Source organism: Aeromonas crassostreae (genome assembly GCF_054052445.1).
In genome coordinates, this window is the sequence record NZ_JBSTYM010000004.1 from 18,071 (window position 1) to 35,028 (window position 16,958).

Sequence of the window (16,958 nt, forward strand, 5' to 3'; positions counted from 1 at the left end):
AACCCTAACTGGCACATAACGAGATAAGAAACGGGGTGTTTGGGTGATAAATGTATTCCTGGTCGATGATCATGAGTTGGTGCGTACAGGGATAAGACGCATTCTGGAAGACGTCCGTGGTATCAAGGTGGTGGGCGAGGCACAGAGTGGCGAATTGGCTGTCACCTTCTGCCGTCAACATCACCCGGATGTGATCCTGATGGACATGAACATGCCTGGCATCGGCGGGCTGGAGGCGACCCGCAAGATCCTGCGGCTGCGCCCCGATGTGCGCATTATAGTGCTGACCATTCATTCTGAAAATCCCTTCCCGACCAAGGTGATGCAGGCGGGTGCCGCCGGTTACCTGACCAAGGGCGCCGCCCCGGAAGAGATGATCCACGCCATTCGCCTGGTGCACTCGGGCCAGCGTTACATCTCCCCCGAGATAGCCCAGCAGATGGCCCTGAGCCAGTTTGCGTCGGCGGATGAGAACCCCTTCAAATCCCTCTCCGAGCGCGAGCTGCAGATCATGATGATGATCACCAAGGGGCAGAAGGTGAACGAGATCTCCGAGCAGCTCAACCTGAGTCCGAAGACGGTCAACAGCTACCGCTATCGCCTGTTCAGCAAGCTGGACATCAATGGGGATGTGGAACTGACCCATCTGGCCATTCGCTATGGCATGCTGGATGCGGATACCCTGTAGACGGGCTCGCGAAGCGATCAAAGGCGGCCTGTGCCGCCTTTTGCTTTTCAAGCAGCGAGCGCAGTATGATCTCCCCGTCTTTTTGCATTCATCCGTTGAGTCGAGTTGCCGATGACCCTCTCCCCCGAGCCCCTTTTTGACAGCAAAGCCTTTTTGAGTGCCGTCAGCCACCAGAGCGGCGTCTACCGCATGTACGACAGCGGCGGCACCGTCATCTATGTGGGCAAGGCCAAGGATCTGAAGAAACGGCTCGCCTCCTACTTTCGCACCCACGTCGACAGCATCAAGACCCGTACCCTGGTGCGCCAGATAGCCGACATCCAGGTGACGGTGACCCACACCGAGACAGAGGCGCTGATCCTCGAGCACAACCTCATCAAGCAGTACCAGCCGCGCTACAACGTGTTGCTGCGGGACGACAAGTCCTATCCCTGGATCGTCATCACCGCCCATCAGCATCCCCGCATCGGCGTCCACCGTGGCGCCCGCAAGATAAAGGGCGACTACTTCGGTCCTTACCCCTCGGGCGGGGCGGTGCGCGAGAGCCTGCACCTGATGCAGAAGATCTTCCCGGTGCGCCAGTGCGAGGACGCCATCTATGCCAACCGCAGTCGCCCCTGCCTGCTCTATCAGCTCAAGCGCTGTGCCGGGCCCTGTGTGGCCGGGCTGGTGAGCGAGGCCGAGTATGCCCAGCAGGTGGAGCTGGCCCGACTGTTTCTGGCGGGCAAGAACCAGCAGGTGATAGGGGAGCTGGTGGGCAAGATGGAGTCTGCCAGCGGCGATCTGCGCTTCGAGGAGGCGGCCCGCTACCGGGATCAGATCCTGGCGCTGCGCAAGGTCACCGAGCAGCAGTCGGTGAGCGGCAACGTGCTGGACGAGCTGGACGTGGTCGGCGTGGCGTTCGAGCAGGGCACCGCCTGCATCCACGTGCTCTTCATCCGCCAGGGCAAGGTGCTGGGCTCGCGCAGCTACTTCCCGAAAGTACCCGCCGACACCCCCCTGGACGAGGTGGTGCAATCCTTCCTGCTGCAGTTCTACCTGTCGGGCCAGGGGGGCAGGCAGATCCCGAGCGAGGTGCTGCTGGACGTGGCGCTGGAAGATGAAAGCGTTATCGCCGACACCCTGAGCCAGACTGCAGGTTACAAGGTGCGGGTGCAGAGTCGTACCCGGGCCGAACGGGCCCGCTTCATCAAGCTTGCCGCCATCAATGCCGAGAGTGCGCTGCGTTCGCGCCTGGCCCACAAGAGCACCATGGCGGCGCGCCTGGCCCAGCTCGAGGAGCTGCTGGAGCTCGACACCCCCATCACCCGCATGGAGTGTTTCGACATCTCCCACACCATGGGGGAGCGCACCGTGGCCTCCTGCGTGGTGTTCAACCGGGAGGGCCCCTTCAGCGCCGAGTATCGCCGCTTCAACATCGAGGGGATCACCGGCGGCGATGACTACGCCGCCATGGAGCAGGCTCTGGCCCGCCGCTTTGGCAAGCAGCAGGCCCCGGATAAGGTGCCGGACGTGCTCTTCATCGATGGCGGCCTCGGCCAGTTGCGCCGCGCCGAGGAGATACTGGCGCGCCAGCTGGAGTTCCTCGGCGGCAAGCATCCGCTGCTGGTGGGCATCGCCAAGGGAGTGACCCGCAAGGCGGGGCTGGAGACGCTCATCATGGGTGAGAGTCACGAAGAGATGCACCTGCCGGCGGACATGCCGGCCCTGCACCTCATCCAGCACATCCGTGACGAATCCCACCGCTTCGCCATCACGGGTCACCGCGCGAGACGGGCGAAGGCCCGTACCAGCAGCAGCCTGGAAGAGATCCAGGGGGTCGGGCCCAAGCGGCGTCAGGCCCTGCTCAAATACCTGGGCGGCCTGCAGGAGGTCAAGAAGGCGAGCGTGGACGAGCTGGCCCGGGTGCCCGGCATCAGTCAGGAGCTGGCCCAGCACATCTTCGAGGCCCTGCACGGCCATTGAGGGCGGTGCACGCACAAGGGCCGTGACGGGGAGGGGGCCGAAATGCCATAATGCCCGGGCTTTTGAGGATTATTGATGGATTCATGAACCAAGGCGGGTGCCAACCCGGTTGCAACGCCAACCTGGCTGGGGCTACCATCTAGCGGTATACAAGAAGTGGCTGAAAATAATGACAAATATTCCTAATTTACTGACGTTTTTCCGGATATTGCTGATCCCCGTCTTCGTCGTCCTGTTCTATCTGCCCTACCAGTGGTCCTATCTGGCCGCGGCCATCGTCTTCTTCTTGGCCGCCGCCACCGACTGGTTCGATGGCTACCTCGCCCGCAAGCTGAACCAGTCCACCGCCTTTGGCGCCTTCCTCGATCCGGTCGCCGACAAGATCATGGTGGCCGCCGCCCTGGTGGTCATCGTCGAGCACTACAACACCGTCTGGGTCACCATCCCCGCCATGACAATGATAGGGCGCGAGATCATCATCTCCGCCTTGCGCGAATGGATGGCCGAGCTCGGCAAGCGTTCCGCCGTGGCGGTGAGCTGGATTGGCAAGTGGAAGACCATGATCCAGATGGCCTCGCTCACCGGCCTGATCTGGCAATACGATATCTGGATGGTATGGTGTTCCTACCTGCTGCTCTACGTGGCCACAGTGCTCACCTTCTGGTCCATGTTCCAGTATCTGCGCGCGGCCTGGGGCGATCTGAGCTACCACTCCCGCTTCTGAGGGAGGAGGCCCTCGCCCGGGCAGCGGGCGAGGGCAAGAGTGACGGTTTCCCAAGTTGCTTTGCCAGATAGGCAACAAGTGCTGAAAAAAGACAAAAAGCATAAAAAATGGTCGAACGATCAGAGTATTAAATAATTTGGGTTGACTGACGGGCCAGCATCGCTAGAATGCGTCCTCGTAGTCAGGCACTCAGCCAGACCAATGCGGGAATAGCTCAGTTGGTAGAGCACGACCTTGCCAAGGTCGGGGTCGCGAGTTCGAGTCTCGTTTCCCGCTCCAGTTTCTTGCTCGTTCAGAGCAGTGAAAGAGAGAGTACCAAGTCTCTTTTTTGCATGGCGCGTTAGCAAAGCGGTTATGCAGCGGATTGCAAATCCGTTTAGTCCGGTTCGACTCCGGAACGTGCCTCCATATTGACCAGTCCGCACAGCGGGCTTGATACCGATTGCGGTGCCCGAGTGGTGAAATCGGTAGACACAAGGGATTTAAAATCCCTCGACGTTCGCGTCGTGCCGGTTCGATTCCGGCCTCGGGCACCATTAAGATTGAAGAAAAAAAGTCTTACAGATTAAACAGATACGACGCTTTATTGCGTCGTTTTTGTTTTTACCTCTCTCTAAAATTTCTCTCCAACTTTTCCTTTCTTGTCCATTTCTTGTCTAAGCGACTTACTACTTCCTGCTACTCGTTGCGAACAACCTGCGCTTCGCCCCAACATAGCCAAGGACACGTGGTTAGCCTGCGCTCCGGGCCTTTCCGGGGTCTGTCTCTGGTGCTGAGACAAGTGCCGCTCACCGTTACCCCTTCCGCTTCACCCCCTCCCAAACCCGCATTGAATCCCCTTTGAAACAGATATTAATCCCATGATCCAACCCATCATCGGAGGTATCTATGCAGACCAAATTTCGCTTTACCAATGCAGCTATCAAGGCTTTGCCCGCACAACAACGAGACGCAGGCGCTACTGAACTGGAGTTCTCCGATACAGAGGTCATTGGCTTAAAACTCTTGTCAGGAAAAAGCCAGGGCAGTAAGCGTTTCCTACTGCGCTATACCCTCCAGGGCAAGAAGCGCAGCATCGCCCTGGGGCGATTCGGCGATATCGATGTGAGCCAAGCCAGGACCATTGCCCGCAAGTACAAGGCGATGCTGGCAGAAGGTATCGACCCGGTAGCAGAGCGGGATAGCTACAAAACCGAGCCTACCCTTTCGGAGTTCTTCTGGCAGACCTTTTTGCCACACCTCAAGACCATCGGCAAGCGGTCGATCAGCAGCGACATTCAGCGGTTTAAACACAATATCGAACCACGCTTTGGGGCCATGCGTTACCGGCAACTCAAGGCGATGGATGTCCTGCAGTTGCAATCGGAGATGGTTCACCCTAACAACCCTCAGCAGACGGCCTACGCACCGAGTACCGCCAACAGGGTATTGGCCCAGCTAAAGACCATGGGCAGCTATGCGGTGCGCTGGGGCATTCTGGAGACCAATGAGGCGGCCAAGATCAAGCTGTTGAAGGAGGACAATGCCAGGACGCGTTTCCTATCAATTGAAGAGATGAAACGGGTCATTGAGGTGGCATTGCAGGACCGCAATCAAGCAGCAGGTAGCTTCATCGCGATGCTCTACCTGACGGGGGCGAGAAAGTCAGAGGTGTTACTCGCTAAATGGGAACATGTGAACTGGGAGGATAAGACGCTGTTCGTACCCCTGACCAAGAATGGCAAGAGCCGGATCATTTACCTGAGTGCGTTGGCTATCGATATTCTGGAGAAGCTCCCCAGAATAGCCGGTAATCCCTATGTGTTCGCGAGCCAGCATATTCGCTGTCAGGGCAAGCCCATCGGTGAACCCAGATGTGCCTATGAACGGGTGTTGCAGAAGGCCGGTATCGAAGACCGCGATGAGGTTTGCTTCCATACGGCTCGCCATTCTGTCGCCAGTGCCTTGGTCTCTTCCGGGCAATACAGCCTGTATGACGTCAAGGCGCAACTGGCCCACGCCAACATTCAATCCTCCCAGCGGTATGCAAAGCTGACCTCTGAGCGCAGTCGCAATATCAGTGAAGGTCTCTCGTCGATGATCCAGGCGGAGTGACCGAAAAGGTATTGTTTATAAACAGATATTAATAACCAGACAGCGCTGTCACATCGGCTGTTGGTCCACATTTCACAGTTCCTAGGCCCTTAAGTTCATCTGAGCTTAAGGGCCTTTTTATTGGAGAGAAAAACACGATGAAAACTTGTATGGAATGGCCGGATGAGACATTGCTCGCGGCCTACCCGGCACTCCATGTCTCGGTCATGGAGCAAATTATCGAGCCCTTTTCATCAGTAGAGGAGGGGAGGGCATTCTGGGACGCTACCGGTTGTAGTCTGGTCATTGTCGAGAAAGGTGATTCGCTCAGCGAGTTTCAGGTCTTACCGCTGCACACCCAGAATCAGGTGATGTTCGGTTTGCGTTACCCGGAGCAAGAGTTCGCCATATCCGAAGATTGGCGTCTGTTGCTGGCCATCCTCAACGATGAGGGGGCGGGCATTTACCTGCTGATCCACTCAGATGCACCGCTGCTTCCTACCCTGGAGGTGATGCACCATGAGTAATCCCAGCCATAGCGACATCATGCGAAAGTTAAAAGAGATCAAGGGGATTAAGGAGCTGCTGGAAAAGGCCGTGCTCTTGTATGTCCTGCTCACGGATGGCGATCTGCCGGTCTGGTGCTATGCGCTCATCATCGGTGCGCTGGCTTATCTGGTAAACCCGTTCGATGTAGTACCAGATCCCATTCCATTTGCCGGTTATCTCGATGACTTATCGGTCATCACCTCAGCACTAGCCGCACTGCCGGTTAAGTCACACCACCGTCAATCCGCCAAGGACCGAATGAGATCACTGTGACAGTGATGGAGTCGGTCCTGTCGCGCTATCGCGTTTTCTATGACCCTCTATCTATGACCCTTTATCTATGACCCATCTACCGATGATCTGGAGATCGCAATCTCTGGTTATCTAACGATGTTGTAAGGAAACTATCATGACAAGACCCCGTAAAAACCGCGTTGAAGAGACCCCTAAATCTGTCAGTAATACGGCAGCAGCATCAAACACCCCCGACACCGCGCCAACCACAGAGCCCCCACTCACATCCGGAGCAAGCGGCTGCGCCGACCCCCTCTCGCCAGCCCTTGCGGCTGACGCCGACAAGGCCAGGCCTGGACCCGGCGACACCGCAGACTCCGTGCCCGGCGGCCCTGCACCCATACACACCTTGCTCAACCATACCGCCGAGAAACTCAGTGCCCGATCAGAAGGTTTGATTTTCTATGCCATTGGTCGTCATGAAGAGAGTGGCGAGCTGTTCCTGAAAATCACCGGCAATCAGGGTGGGGGTCTGCATAGCAAGGAGTGGATTGCGCTGTCGGCGATTGACGGTGTGTTGTGCTCCTTGCCCGCAGACAAGCCGTTTAAATCCAGCGTTATGAAGCGACTGTTTAAAGGTGGCAGTGCCAATAACGCCGGATTCTTATCAGCCATTCTGCGCTCGGACGGGCTGAAGTTGGTCCAGAAGGCAGACGGCAATCCGATGCTGCACGAACTGGTGCCTGATTACCTTGAGCGCTTGGGTTCGCTAACCAATGAGCTCTGTACCGTATCTTCTACCATCGAATAACCCCTGCATAGCACTCACCTGTCCAAGGGTGAGCCCTCCAACAACCAATCTGAGGTGATTATGACGATCCCATTTGCGGGCGATTTTGCCCTGCCTGTCAGTCAGGCATTGATGAGTATTCTGGATCAGGAACTGGTTAGATCTGGAATGGTGCTGAAGGGATAATCCAGTCTGGTCTTCAACTTCCGGGACCCGGATTACGGCCCGGTCCGTGGCGGCTTTCATCCGGTAGAAATACGGCTGCTCAAGCGTAAAGACAGGTGGCTGTTCGATTACGTGACGGACTTTAGCTATCAGGGGCCGGAGGATATGGCGGAGTTGGTCAAAGAGATCGACTTCAACTTTTTGAGCGAAGAATACTACCTGCTCCGTTACGGCCAGATGGGACCAGCGTCGGCCAGGGAGCTCTATACGATGTGGGAGTCGAACTTCGTCAGTTACTACCAGATGGGCGTGTTTACCGTCTCAGTGGCTGCGTAACCGTCGCACCGGACAGGAGAGGAACAGGAACCAGCGGCGGTTTGGTACTGGCAGTGGCGCTGCTGTGTTTACCTTTCCATGTAGGGCAAGGAGCGATGGGCTAACCCAACTCGAAACCGGTCAGCGGCTCAGTAGGTTAGTCCATCCTTCGTCTGTTTCAGGTGTCCTTCTCACCACCCATCCCCCAAAACAAGTATCCCCGGCCTGTGGCTGGGAGGCTTGTTTTTTTGTCATTGGCGAGGAGGGAGAAAGACAGATATGTGTGTATCCCCAATAGCGTTATTCCACCAAGCCTGAAACCGGCTGACTATCTGGGTTTTTGGATACTTGTTTGCACGCAACAGGCTAGATTTGCGTAGCACAGAGCTGCCACCGTCGAGTAATCGCTCATTCTGTGATGATGGCAAATGTTAAATTTTTCAATCTGCTGGTATGGTAGGATTCTTACGCATCTATAGGTGGTAGGCTACAAGTTCTAGCTGAAGCAGCCTGGTTGCAATAGGTGTAGGTGGGTTTGAGTTCTCCGAGGTCTGTCTATTGCCAAAAAATAATAGGAATGGTCCTAGATGAGCTAAAGTTTACTGTTTAATAAAAGATCATGTTTTTTTGATGAAAAATTCCATAGAGAGTAAAAATGAAAACATACAAAGATGTGTACATTCATGCAGCGGATAAATCTATCGTAGAGCTTATTTCTAAGGTAACTGAAGATATTAACCCCCATTGGAGCCGGTCATACGAAAGTGAAGAAAACTCAAAATATTTAGGAGAGGTAGCTTTTAGTTTTAAGAGGTCTGGAGACAGTGTTTTACCTGATGCGGGTGTAAGTATTTTTAAAAAGGAAGGAAATACGTGGTACATCCCAAATGTTGTGCCACTTCAGCAGAGTCAATTAGATTATGATGAGTATAATGAAATTATTACGGATTTCTACGCATCCTGTTTGAAGCCTGTAGCATCTGAACTAGGTATAGATGTTGAGATTACTTCTGGGTCGTTAAGTGGTGAAGACATAGTGGGCGTTGATGGATTCAGGTTACTTAAAGCATTTTCTTTGTCTGCAAATAAATCTACAGGTAGCTCTCACCCTTGCGATCAAAGAAGATGGTTTGCATTTATCGTTGGGACCTGTAGTAATGGAGAATATATTAGCACATCAGATCTGATTCGAGTTTTATGTGAGCAAGGGTGGAGTGAAAATACAGCTGAAAAACTTGCAATAGAATATGAGTTTGCAAGAGACTTAATTAAGTACATGGAGAGTTGATTCATGTATTTATCCACTAATGATGTCAAGGTTGATATCTTAAAAAAAGAACTCCCAGTACTCTTTTTTGATACGTGTTCAATTCTTGATATTCTAAACTCTTTGCATTTGCATAACTTATCGGAATCTTATGCTTGTAGCATGCTCGATTTGATTAAGTTGAACGAAAAATCGTGTTGGCTTGTATCCTGTCAAAACGTCCATGAAGAATGGCATGATAATATCGATGGGGTTCTTGCCACGATGGATAGGGAGGTAAATAAAATTGATAGGAGTATATGCTCTGCAATTGCTGTGAGTAATTTGCTCCTGAATAGTAATTTTTCGTTACCGCCGAGAATATCAAGTCTAAATATATCAACAAAAGTTAAAGGCTTATCAGAAAGGTTCTTACATTCATGTCGCTCAATTGAAAGAACAACCTCTCATACATTAAAAGCTATGCAGAGAATTAGAAAATTAGAGGCACCAGCAAGAAAGGGGAAGTTAGAACCTAAGGATTGTGAGATTGTTGAATGTTTTTTAGACCTTTGTCATGAACTAAGATTGGGTGGCTTTAGAGAGAGAATAATATTCTTTACTGCAAACAAAGATGATTTTGGCACATATGGAAAATTGAAGTCACCACTAGATACACAGTTTAAAGCTTATGATGCAGATTTGATCAACAACGTTGATCACGTTCTCGCAATATCCAAAAGACAAGTATAACTATCCATTTAAGAGTCGCAAGGGTACACCAATATGCTTCTTATAACAGTTATCTTCCTTGTGGACGCTATACTGTCAGATGAATTAAAGCAGAATATTTCCTGATTTTTCTATTTTTAGCTAAGCGGTTGGTATTAACTACAAAATAAAAGGGTCACAACAGTGGATGTTGTGGCCCTGACCTGATGCTTGATCACAGGAAATTAGAGGCATGAATTAAACACTAACACCAGCACTTTCAAGGGCTCTGCGTTCCTCTAAAATAGCTTCGAAAGCATCATGAATAGGAGTCTCTTTATTCATGTTGGCTTCTACGTGAATAAGTGCTCCAGCAGCTTCTGCAAATGCTTGTGCGGAATTTGGCTTCGAGTGCGTTGCCGCCATTTTATTAATTATTTCGGCAGTAGATACCTCTGCCTTTTTGGCACGGTTAAGAGCATTGCGATCTTTACGAAATGCTCCTTGCTGTGTAAGTGTACCCATGTTTTACCTCAGTGTGTTTTTGTGATTTGACTAATTCGCCCGGGAGAAAGTTTATATTCTTCAGCTAAACTCTTCTTCGGTGTACCGGTTCGAGATTTTTCTCGAATTTCCATATCGCGAACACGAATCTTTAACTGATCAATTTCGCGAGACTGATGGTCAGCAACCTTAGCTGAGATTCGTTCCCGCTCTTCAATAGAGCTTAATCTATTACTATGCTCTTCTAGCTCTTCGACAATAAGCTTAAGTGCGTCGATTGTGCGTGTCATATAGCACCTCCTTACAATGGATAGAAATATACTTCTTTAAGTGGGGATGACAAGCGTTTTTTTGATGAAGCTAAACATGCTTTCACATGTTGTTGATTTTAAATGATTTAAATTTCGTGAGATTTAGTGCGCCGTGAAAGTTTAGCTGTTTTGACATCGGCCATGGTAATTAGAAAAACGATCTTAGAGGGATTTGGATTTGCCCCCGATTTAAATAGAGCGTCATTAGACTCTGTTATTTAATGGAACCCTACCAAAATAGGGGCATGTAGCACCCTCGAAAAGTGACTCTAACCACCCATTCCGCCATTTTTTTTACCCTGACTGGCTATCTGTCGTCAAAAAATAGCCCAGGAGGCCCGTGTTCTGGTTCGTATAGTCATCATTACAGTGCCACGTAAAAAGAAGGGGAAGCAATTATTATGTTGCTTCCCCAATCGCCTTATTACACCAACCAGATATTGCTATATCAATCAGTCGGTTATCACTTCATGACTCGGCGCATCCAGCGTGATTTGCGCTATCTCGGTCTTGGGGTTGTTCAACCGGCCTTGGAGCTGTGGCATGTCCTCGGGCTTGAACAGCGCCCCCAGACCTATCCCTGGACACTCTTGCAGGATCACCCGCATCAGGCGGACGGTGCGCGTCGTCACCGGTACACACTGCCCGACCAGTTTGGCGCGTTTGGCGGACTTGCAGTCATCCACGCTGGTTGGGCAGCCATTGACCGTCAGCCATTCGGCCAGCTCATCGTACCCCATCGTTTTCGTCATGCCGAAGGCGGACTGGGTATAAGCACGCAGAAAAACCCGCTTGAGGATACCAAGCGAACCCTCATCCGTCATACGCATTGGTAAACCTTTTATCGACGCCTTGCAGACGAAGTAATCCTCCCAGCTCTCCCAGTCATCGAGGGTCTTCAGACAGTTCGACCGCCGCCAGTTATCGAATACCACACGTTGCTCCATAGCGGCTGCTACCGTCGGCCAGGGGCGTGTATCAAAGCAAATATGCTCGGTGCCTAGCACACTCTGCATTGATGGCAGCATGGGTTGCCGCTTGAAGTCGAACTCAAGATTCAGGGTCTTTGACCTGCTCACGGAGACGAGATCGCGTTCATTGATCCACATTTCAGCCGTAGATATTAAATGGTCACTCTCGACTTTTTGGCCGGGGGTACGATTCAGATAAAGGTCAAGCATGTACGCCTGATGCAGCTCCTTAGTGCAGGGGGGCTTAACCCCAGCCTTGGCCAGGATTTGGGGCTGACCCTCAACGCCTTCTGGTGTGAGTTGACCACGAGTCTTCATCGCGATGACCTGTTTAACCTGATGTTTTTGCTCCAGCATCCGAAAGCCAGGGCCATCCAGTCGCTCGCCCAGTTCCTGAAAGCGGCGGCATATCGGGCCAGTCAGCACAAGTTCGTCATAGGTTGCATCGGTGAGGAAGCCATCCGTCGTGACGCTCACCACTGTTCGGTGAGCAGGGATGGAGGCCAAGACTTCTCCGAGTACGGCACGGATCAGGCCGGTCGTATGTGCGGCAAAGAATGCGTTGGTGATGGCGGAGCGCTCAATGGGCTTGCTCACTCCACTGGATGTATCGAAGGCTGACTTGCCCCTCAGACCTTGAGCCAGCTTGCCATAGAGAGAGTTACCGATTTCTTTCCAAAGTAGCTCTTCGAAGGATTTCTTCACATACGATTGGCGTTTTTCCCTAACCTGCGAGACAAAGGGTTCAAACAGGCGCTGTGTCGTATCTGCCCAAGGGATGATGACACCTTGATGTATCTCAATCTGGCAACCCATGCGGAGTGCGACCTCGATCTCTGGTGCGGTACAGAGCGATTCACCAGTGAGGGGGAACAACAGGCCAATTTCAGTACGCACCGGTAGGCTGGGATAACGTGTCCCGTCTGGAAATCTAAATTTAACGCGAGCAAGACCAAAGACATGGCCACAGAACTCAGCTGTGTTCGTGGTCATTCGCCCTCGCTCATAATCAAGGGGAAAAAGGTCAACGAGCCCTGTGGTATAGGCCCCGCTGAGGTCGAAATCGTTGAAGAGCGATAGGGGGGTCGGGCCACCCCAAAAGCATTCATTTCGTCCACCGTGGTAGCAATCGATGGCAAGACTCTCGAATAGCTTTGCAGCAGGGGTCATCTCCCGAATCGTCTTGGTCACAGGTCTGGATGTATTTTTGTTCCATCCAGTTTGCACCACCTCATGGGTTCCAAATAGCTGATCCCGGTCTTGGCCCGTTTCGCGCAGATGTTTCAGGAACACCGATGTGGCACAGCCGCCAATCGTCTTTGGCAGGGATGAAAGCCCCAGTGTCTTAGCGAATGCATGGAGTTGTAGGCCATATTTGACTGCAATTTCGGCATCGCGCAGGGCATAAGCTTCAAAGGCTGCCTTGTTGCTGGCGAGTAGTTCATCCATGCGATCAATAGAGTAACCCGCAGGGAGTGACAATTTTGGTAAGCCAATGAGTTCACCAACGGCTGCAAGGCCCGCACCACCAGGGGTGTGTAACATAGTATCGACAAAGGTGATCAAGGTTCTTTGTGCTTTACGCTGCTTGTCTCGCAAAATCAGCGGGGCAGGTTTAGCTTGACGGTGCAAGACGTTCTCAAGATCGATGCCATAGGCATTGTGTATGGACGCCACTGTTCGGCGAATACCATTAACCTGAGTTTTGAACCGCCAGAAGTCGCCAAACGAGGCAAGGTCTGCTCTTAGGAAATGGGCATACACAAATACGTGCTTGGGCCATTCTGTGATTAGCCCCTTCGCTTTACATTCAATAATGATGTGGCTGATAAATCGTTCAAAGCTCAGTCGGTCAGATTTCTTCGAAGAGGCGGGATAAATGATGTCTGCGTGCTCTCCTTTTTCCGTTTTAACAAAGAACTGGTAGGAGAGAATGTCGTTGTGCATTGTCTTGGGGTTGTATACGTATTCGCTGTCTATGCCTATATGGATCCCTGCACCTTTTGCGGGAACCACTGTCTCCCCAGGCTTGAGATAATGCTGGGTGCGTAACCGCAGTGCCTTGTTTGTTGAATTCTCCTGTGCTGACAACAGGTAGCCGGGGATTTGCGTGTCGTCAGCAATCGAGGATCCGTCTGCGGTAACCAGTTTGCCGTTGTTGAGTAAGGGGGACTCACAGATAGAAGCGAGAACAGCATCCAACGGTGATGCTGCCGTAGCAAACAAGTCGATTGTCACATCAGTAGATAGGGGCGTATTGCTGGTATCGGCAGGCTTGGTGATGACTTTGCCTTCACGCATGACATGGTCATAATCCATGTCGTACAGACCGAGGGGGATAGCCAAGTTGCTCATTTTTTTCTGGCCTCAGAAATTGAAGAAGGGCCCTCAGGCCCTTTTGTTACAGCTGATTGGCTAGATGTCTTAGAGCAGCCGGGCTGTGATGGTGTCTAAGCAAGCGCTGCGTTCTTCTTCGGTCTTGAACACAAGCCAATGGGGTTGTACCTGTAGAGATTCATTGAACAGGCCGATGAGCAACGCCTCGTTCTTATCGATGGAAACCACACGATCAACCCATTCAATGTCGACGAAGCCGTTGGCGAGCACGAGCAGGTTGCTTTTGGTTTGGCGCTGAACTTGTTTACACAATTGGGTCATCTCCGTCAGCGCCTCTTCTTCCGTATCGAACTTCATAACAGCCACCGCCTGCTGTGGGTTATTACGTTGCCAGAGACTGAGGTAATAGGTGCCATCGTCACCCTGTGACGGCAGTATCAGGCTCCGTGTGAGGGCGCTGAGTTTTAACAAGTTGGTGCCACAACGCACGAACGAAGAAGTTTTGTTGGTTTGAGCTTGGGTAGTGCTTTGCATTGCCATAATGTTTACCTTCTTATCAGTTAGTAAGCCGAGAAAGTCGTTCACTTTCCCAGCGGATGACTTCCTGGATGGGGAAGCGAGTCTGCCGACCGATGGTGACGAACGGGGGTAACGTCTCGGGGGCGATGACCATCTGTTTGTCTACCCAGCTCTTGCTGACTCGCCATCGCTGGGCCAGCTCGCTTCGAGTGATCATTTTGTCTTCGTCCATCGCGACCTCTCGTTTGTGCTGTTCGTTCGACTGGAGCTACTGTCCCAAAAATCGAGAACATAAAATCTCATCTGTCATGCACGCTGCTCCAACTAGCCTGTGTGGCGTTGATTTTTTCGATGAGCTCGTTGACCTGATATCTCGCGTACAGCCGTGTCGTCTCAAGGGAGTTGTGGTTGAGTGTCTGAGCTGCCAGGGCCAGATCACCGGTTTCCTGGAGCAAGGTGGTGGCAAAGCTGCGGCGCAAATCGTGAATACATAGACCTTGGATCCCCGCATGTTTACAGATTTGTCCGAAGGCATGGCGCGGATACGCTAAAGGGGCATTGGCCCGGTTAGGAGAGAAAAATAAGTAGTCTTTAATGCCGAACGCTGCCTGCTGCTCTCTAATCGTTGCGATGGCTGACGTCGATAACGGTACAACGTGCTGTTGGCCGTTTTTGGTGAGAGGAAGGACGAGATAACCAGCATCAAGATGAACGTTCGAATTCTTGATCGAGAGCACCTCACCGATCCGCATCCCTGTATAGAGGGAAAGCAACAAGGAGTTGGCCCCAGGTGTTTGTAGCGCATGGCATGCCGTGATAAACCCCTGACGTTCATCCGTGGTGAGGACTCGGTGACGCTGGTTGTTTTCTTTGAGTCTCTTTACCCCATTCATGGGGCTAGAAGCTAGATAGCCATGTTCGACCGACAGCGTGAACATGCGGGAGAGGGCAGCGAGGATCTTGTTTACACTGGATGGCTGGAGATGGGCACAGAGGTCGAGCTTGAACGATTCAATGTCTTGGCGCTCGATTTTTCCGATCTTGCTGGCACCAAAGCGAGGCAGGATATACTTCTTCACCTTATACAGCTCAGATGCCGTGTTACGTTTGTTCAGCTTGAGGTCGGTGAGGTAAAGGGTTTGATAGACCTCATCGAGCCGTTTGTTCTTGCCCAGCGAGTAAGTGCCGCCTTGGAGTGCCTGCATTCGCTCATAAACAGCGCTACGAGCATCCTGGATCGACATGTATGGATACGTGCCAAGCGTTTCACAGATCGGCTGGTAGCGATGGGTGGTCTTGAACAGAAAGGAGAGGGATGAAGGGTAGCGCATGATCCGAAGTTGAGGATGCGTTACGTCCTTGTACTCCTGCTGCTTCCCGTTCGCAGGGGGAGGAAGGGCATCAAGGGTTTTACGAGTGAAGTGTAGGGGGATGATGGGCATGACTGTTACCTCCTGATAGTGGGGAGGTAACAGTAATCAATGCGTGGTTTGAACTATCTCATGCGTGATGCATGCTGGTCAGAACATGCTCCCTAGTGATTGAAGTAGTAGTCAACGAGCGATGGATATTTGTACATTTCGGTGATGAGGTTTCGTCTAGTTGCAAGAGTATCTGAGCTAGAATCCTTGGACCCCATCTGTGTAAGTGGAAATGCTTCGTCAAGTGCCATAATCATTTCAGGGCCCGTTATATAGTGCTCTTCGGTTATATCAGTCTTAGAGCATTGAAATTTTGGTTGCGAGTGTTGCCAATAATATAGCCAAATCTTGTAAGTTATATTTCTTATCCTAGTTGATACACAAGCAACTTTATGTGTCGTTCCCTCTCCAAAAGACCTTGTTATCTGGTCATGGCGAAAGTAGGTGTCAGGTGTCATTGTTTTACTGCGTGGCTGTAGCTTTCTCGAAGTTTCGATGTCATCAAGAGTTTTATAAACAGTCATGGCAAAAATATTAACAACAATGCGTATTTGATTTGTCGTTTTTTGAAAATTATCTAGTGTTTCCTGCAATGCTTCACTGGGAGGGGTGTTAGTAAGTAGTTGTTTATCTCGATTAAAAATCCTAAGAGAATATATGATGGGGTTTGTAATAGATGTCATGACTATATAGGCTATAAGCTCATCTACAGTCCCAGGGATCTCTTTTTTAGGAAATGCATTAAATATAGAATTAGCAAATGATTTAGCTTTTTTAACCATAGCTAGAGCTGGAACGTCGACCCAATGTGGTTCGGCTTGTTGCCAAGGGATAGGCGTGTCACTACCCTGTATTGTAACGGAAAGGGAGGCCCCCAGATCATTCATAGAGTGCAAGAGCATAGTTACGTCTTGCTTAAAGCTTAGGTCTATAAAACTATTTCTATTCTTTAAAAAATATAAGCGCATTGCTTTGGATAATAAATTTTCGTATTTTTCTTCTTTGTGTGAAAACTTATCAATCTTATTCTTTAGTTTCTCATGAAGATATTCAAAGTAAGGGAGAGCTAGCCGCATTTCATCGTCTCTATAAAACAAATTATTTACAGAGTTGAAGAAGGAACGTGTATTCATAAAATCACTTCTAGGTCTTCCATCTTCATTCATAAAGATATGACGCAGCTCATCCTTTCCTAGCAGACTGGAAAAGAAACTGATATCAGGGTCATCGTGCCCGATGAGTCTATAACTTCCTTTAGCCATATATCACCCAAATAAAAAATATAATTTTTCTATTTTTGCTACTTACAAGCACTTCCTGACATATCTTACTCGCTGTACTAGCTAAGAGGAAACAGCATTGTTTTGACCAAGATCATGTTTTCGAGTGAGGTAGAGGGCTTGCTGGGGGGGCGGCAGTGATGAATGACAGCACT

17 protein-coding genes and 3 tRNA genes are annotated in these 16,958 nt (G+C 51.0%); 13 read left to right on the top strand and 7 right to left on the bottom strand.

All coding sequences use genetic code 11. From position 1 onward, the window contains the following. Positions 1-43: 43 nt before the first annotated feature. From uvrY to ACW5W4_RS04305, 13 genes are all read left to right on the top strand, one after another. The gene (gene uvrY, locus ACW5W4_RS04245; RefSeq protein WP_041998212.1) at positions 44-688 is read left to right on the top strand and encodes a UvrY/SirA/GacA family response regulator transcription factor; all 645 of its coding nucleotides are present in this window, start codon (positions 44-46) and stop codon (positions 686-688) included. A gap of 111 nt (positions 689-799) precedes the next feature. Further along, positions 800-2,653: an excinuclease ABC subunit UvrC gene (gene uvrC, locus ACW5W4_RS04250; protein WP_456688540.1), complete on the top strand. Its 1,854-nt coding sequence runs from the start codon at positions 800-802 to the stop codon at positions 2,651-2,653. 169 nt (positions 2,654-2,822) lie between these two features. Then, a complete protein-coding gene (gene pgsA / locus ACW5W4_RS04255; RefSeq protein WP_041998207.1) occupies positions 2,823-3,377 on the top strand; it encodes a CDP-diacylglycerol--glycerol-3-phosphate 3-phosphatidyltransferase in 555 nt (184 codons plus the stop codon). Between the two features lie 203 nt (positions 3,378-3,580). Then, positions 3,581-3,656: transfer RNA gene (locus ACW5W4_RS04260), tRNA-Gly, on the top strand. A gap of 55 nt (positions 3,657-3,711) precedes the next feature. Continuing rightward, positions 3,712-3,785 (top strand) — tRNA-Cys (locus ACW5W4_RS04265). Positions 3,786-3,826: 41 nt separating this feature from the next. Next, positions 3,827-3,913 (top strand) — tRNA-Leu (locus tag ACW5W4_RS04270). Between the two features lie 352 nt (positions 3,914-4,265). After that, entirely contained in the window at positions 4,266-5,471 is a 1,206-nt protein-coding gene (locus ACW5W4_RS04275; protein ID WP_456688541.1) for a tyrosine-type recombinase/integrase, read from the top strand. 149 nt (positions 5,472-5,620) lie between these two features. After that, the gene (locus ACW5W4_RS04280) at positions 5,621-5,977 is read left to right on the top strand and encodes a hypothetical protein (protein WP_335831321.1); all 357 of its coding nucleotides are present in this window, start codon (positions 5,621-5,623) and stop codon (positions 5,975-5,977) included. Then, on the top strand, positions 5,970-6,272 hold the full coding sequence (locus ACW5W4_RS04285) for a YkvA family protein (RefSeq protein WP_025201450.1): 303 nt from the start codon (positions 5,970-5,972) through the stop codon (positions 6,270-6,272). Before ACW5W4_RS04280 ends, ACW5W4_RS04285 begins: the two co-directional genes overlap by 8 nt. Before the next feature lie 136 nt (positions 6,273-6,408). Beyond that, positions 6,409-7,044 (top strand): hypothetical protein, encoded by a 636-nt coding sequence (locus ACW5W4_RS04290; RefSeq protein ID WP_042648291.1) that lies wholly within the window; start codon positions 6,409-6,411, stop codon positions 7,042-7,044. A gap of 171 nt (positions 7,045-7,215) precedes the next feature. Then, positions 7,216-7,524: a DUF2787 family protein gene (locus ACW5W4_RS04295; protein WP_456688647.1), complete on the top strand. Its 309-nt coding sequence runs from the start codon at positions 7,216-7,218 to the stop codon at positions 7,522-7,524. Between the two features lie 634 nt (positions 7,525-8,158). Then, positions 8,159-8,791 (top strand): hypothetical protein, encoded by a 633-nt coding sequence (locus tag ACW5W4_RS04300; protein ID WP_456688542.1) that lies wholly within the window; start codon positions 8,159-8,161, stop codon positions 8,789-8,791. A gap of 3 nt (positions 8,792-8,794) precedes the next feature. Beyond that, the gene (locus ACW5W4_RS04305) at positions 8,795-9,502 is read left to right on the top strand and encodes a PIN domain-containing protein (RefSeq protein ID WP_456688543.1); all 708 of its coding nucleotides are present in this window, start codon (positions 8,795-8,797) and stop codon (positions 9,500-9,502) included. A gap of 216 nt (positions 9,503-9,718) precedes the next feature. Here ACW5W4_RS04305 and ACW5W4_RS04310 read toward each other — a convergent pair whose 3' ends face one another. The 7 genes from ACW5W4_RS04310 to ACW5W4_RS04340 all read right to left on the bottom strand — a co-directional run bounded on the left by ACW5W4_RS04310 (position 9,719) and on the right by ACW5W4_RS04340 (position 16,785). Continuing rightward, positions 9,719-9,985 (bottom strand): hypothetical protein, encoded by a 267-nt coding sequence (locus ACW5W4_RS04310; RefSeq protein WP_456688544.1) that lies wholly within the window; start codon positions 9,983-9,985, stop codon positions 9,719-9,721. 8 nt (positions 9,986-9,993) lie between these two features. Next, complete coding sequence (locus tag ACW5W4_RS04315) at positions 9,994-10,254, bottom strand: hypothetical protein (protein ID WP_456688545.1); 261 nt, start codon at positions 10,252-10,254, stop codon at positions 9,994-9,996. Positions 10,255-10,727: 473 nt separating this feature from the next. Beyond that, positions 10,728-13,592: a hypothetical protein gene (locus ACW5W4_RS04320; RefSeq protein WP_456688546.1), complete on the bottom strand. Its 2,865-nt coding sequence runs from the start codon at positions 13,590-13,592 to the stop codon at positions 10,728-10,730. Between the two features lie 78 nt (positions 13,593-13,670). Further along, on the bottom strand, positions 13,671-14,123 hold the full coding sequence (locus ACW5W4_RS04325; protein WP_456688547.1) for a hypothetical protein: 453 nt from the start codon (positions 14,121-14,123) through the stop codon (positions 13,671-13,673). Between the two features lie 16 nt (positions 14,124-14,139). Continuing rightward, entirely contained in the window at positions 14,140-14,334 is a 195-nt protein-coding gene (locus ACW5W4_RS04330; protein WP_244054165.1) for a hypothetical protein, read from the bottom strand. A 67-nt stretch (positions 14,335-14,401) separates the two neighbouring features. Next, positions 14,402-15,544 carry a tyrosine-type recombinase/integrase gene (locus ACW5W4_RS04335; RefSeq protein ID WP_456688548.1) on the bottom strand — a complete coding sequence of 381 codons (1,143 nt, stop codon included), beginning with the start codon at positions 15,542-15,544 and terminating at the stop codon, positions 14,402-14,404. 92 nt (positions 15,545-15,636) lie between these two features. Continuing rightward, complete coding sequence (locus ACW5W4_RS04340; RefSeq protein ID WP_456688549.1) at positions 15,637-16,785, bottom strand: hypothetical protein; 1,149 nt, start codon at positions 16,783-16,785, stop codon at positions 15,637-15,639. Between the last annotated feature and the right edge of the window lie 173 nt (positions 16,786-16,958).

Bases quoted from the DNA above. Each gene is read 5' to 3' on its own strand.
- ACW5W4_RS04285 (WP_025201450.1), top strand. From the start codon at position 5,970: ATGAGTAATCCCAGCCATAGCGACATCATGCGAAAGTTAAAAGAGATC.
- ACW5W4_RS04280 (WP_335831321.1), top strand. From the start codon at position 5,621: ATGGAATGGCCGGATGAGACATTGCTCGCGGCCTACCCGGCACTCCAT.
- ACW5W4_RS04305 (WP_456688543.1), top strand. From the start codon at position 8,795: ATGTATTTATCCACTAATGATGTCAAGGTTGATATCTTAAAAAAAGAA.
- ACW5W4_RS04310 (WP_456688544.1), bottom strand. From the start codon at position 9,985: ATGGGTACACTTACACAGCAAGGAGCATTTCGTAAAGATCGCAATGCT.
- uvrC (WP_456688540.1), top strand. From the start codon at position 800: ATGACCCTCTCCCCCGAGCCCCTTTTTGACAGCAAAGCCTTTTTGAGT.
- ACW5W4_RS04300 (WP_456688542.1), top strand. From the start codon at position 8,159: ATGAAAACATACAAAGATGTGTACATTCATGCAGCGGATAAATCTATC.
- ACW5W4_RS04340 (WP_456688549.1), bottom strand. From the start codon at position 16,785: ATGGCTAAAGGAAGTTATAGACTCATCGGGCACGATGACCCTGATATC.
- ACW5W4_RS04335 (WP_456688548.1), bottom strand. From the start codon at position 15,544: ATGCCCATCATCCCCCTACACTTCACTCGTAAAACCCTTGATGCCCTT.
- ACW5W4_RS04325 (WP_456688547.1), bottom strand. From the start codon at position 14,123: ATGGCAATGCAAAGCACTACCCAAGCTCAAACCAACAAAACTTCTTCG.
- pgsA (WP_041998207.1), top strand. From the start codon at position 2,823: ATGACAAATATTCCTAATTTACTGACGTTTTTCCGGATATTGCTGATC.
- ACW5W4_RS04290 (WP_042648291.1), top strand. From the start codon at position 6,409: ATGACAAGACCCCGTAAAAACCGCGTTGAAGAGACCCCTAAATCTGTC.
- ACW5W4_RS04315 (WP_456688545.1), bottom strand. From the start codon at position 10,254: ATGACACGCACAATCGACGCACTTAAGCTTATTGTCGAAGAGCTAGAA.
- ACW5W4_RS04275 (WP_456688541.1), top strand. From the start codon at position 4,266: ATGCAGACCAAATTTCGCTTTACCAATGCAGCTATCAAGGCTTTGCCC.
- ACW5W4_RS04330 (WP_244054165.1), bottom strand. From the start codon at position 14,334: ATGGACGAAGACAAAATGATCACTCGAAGCGAGCTGGCCCAGCGATGG.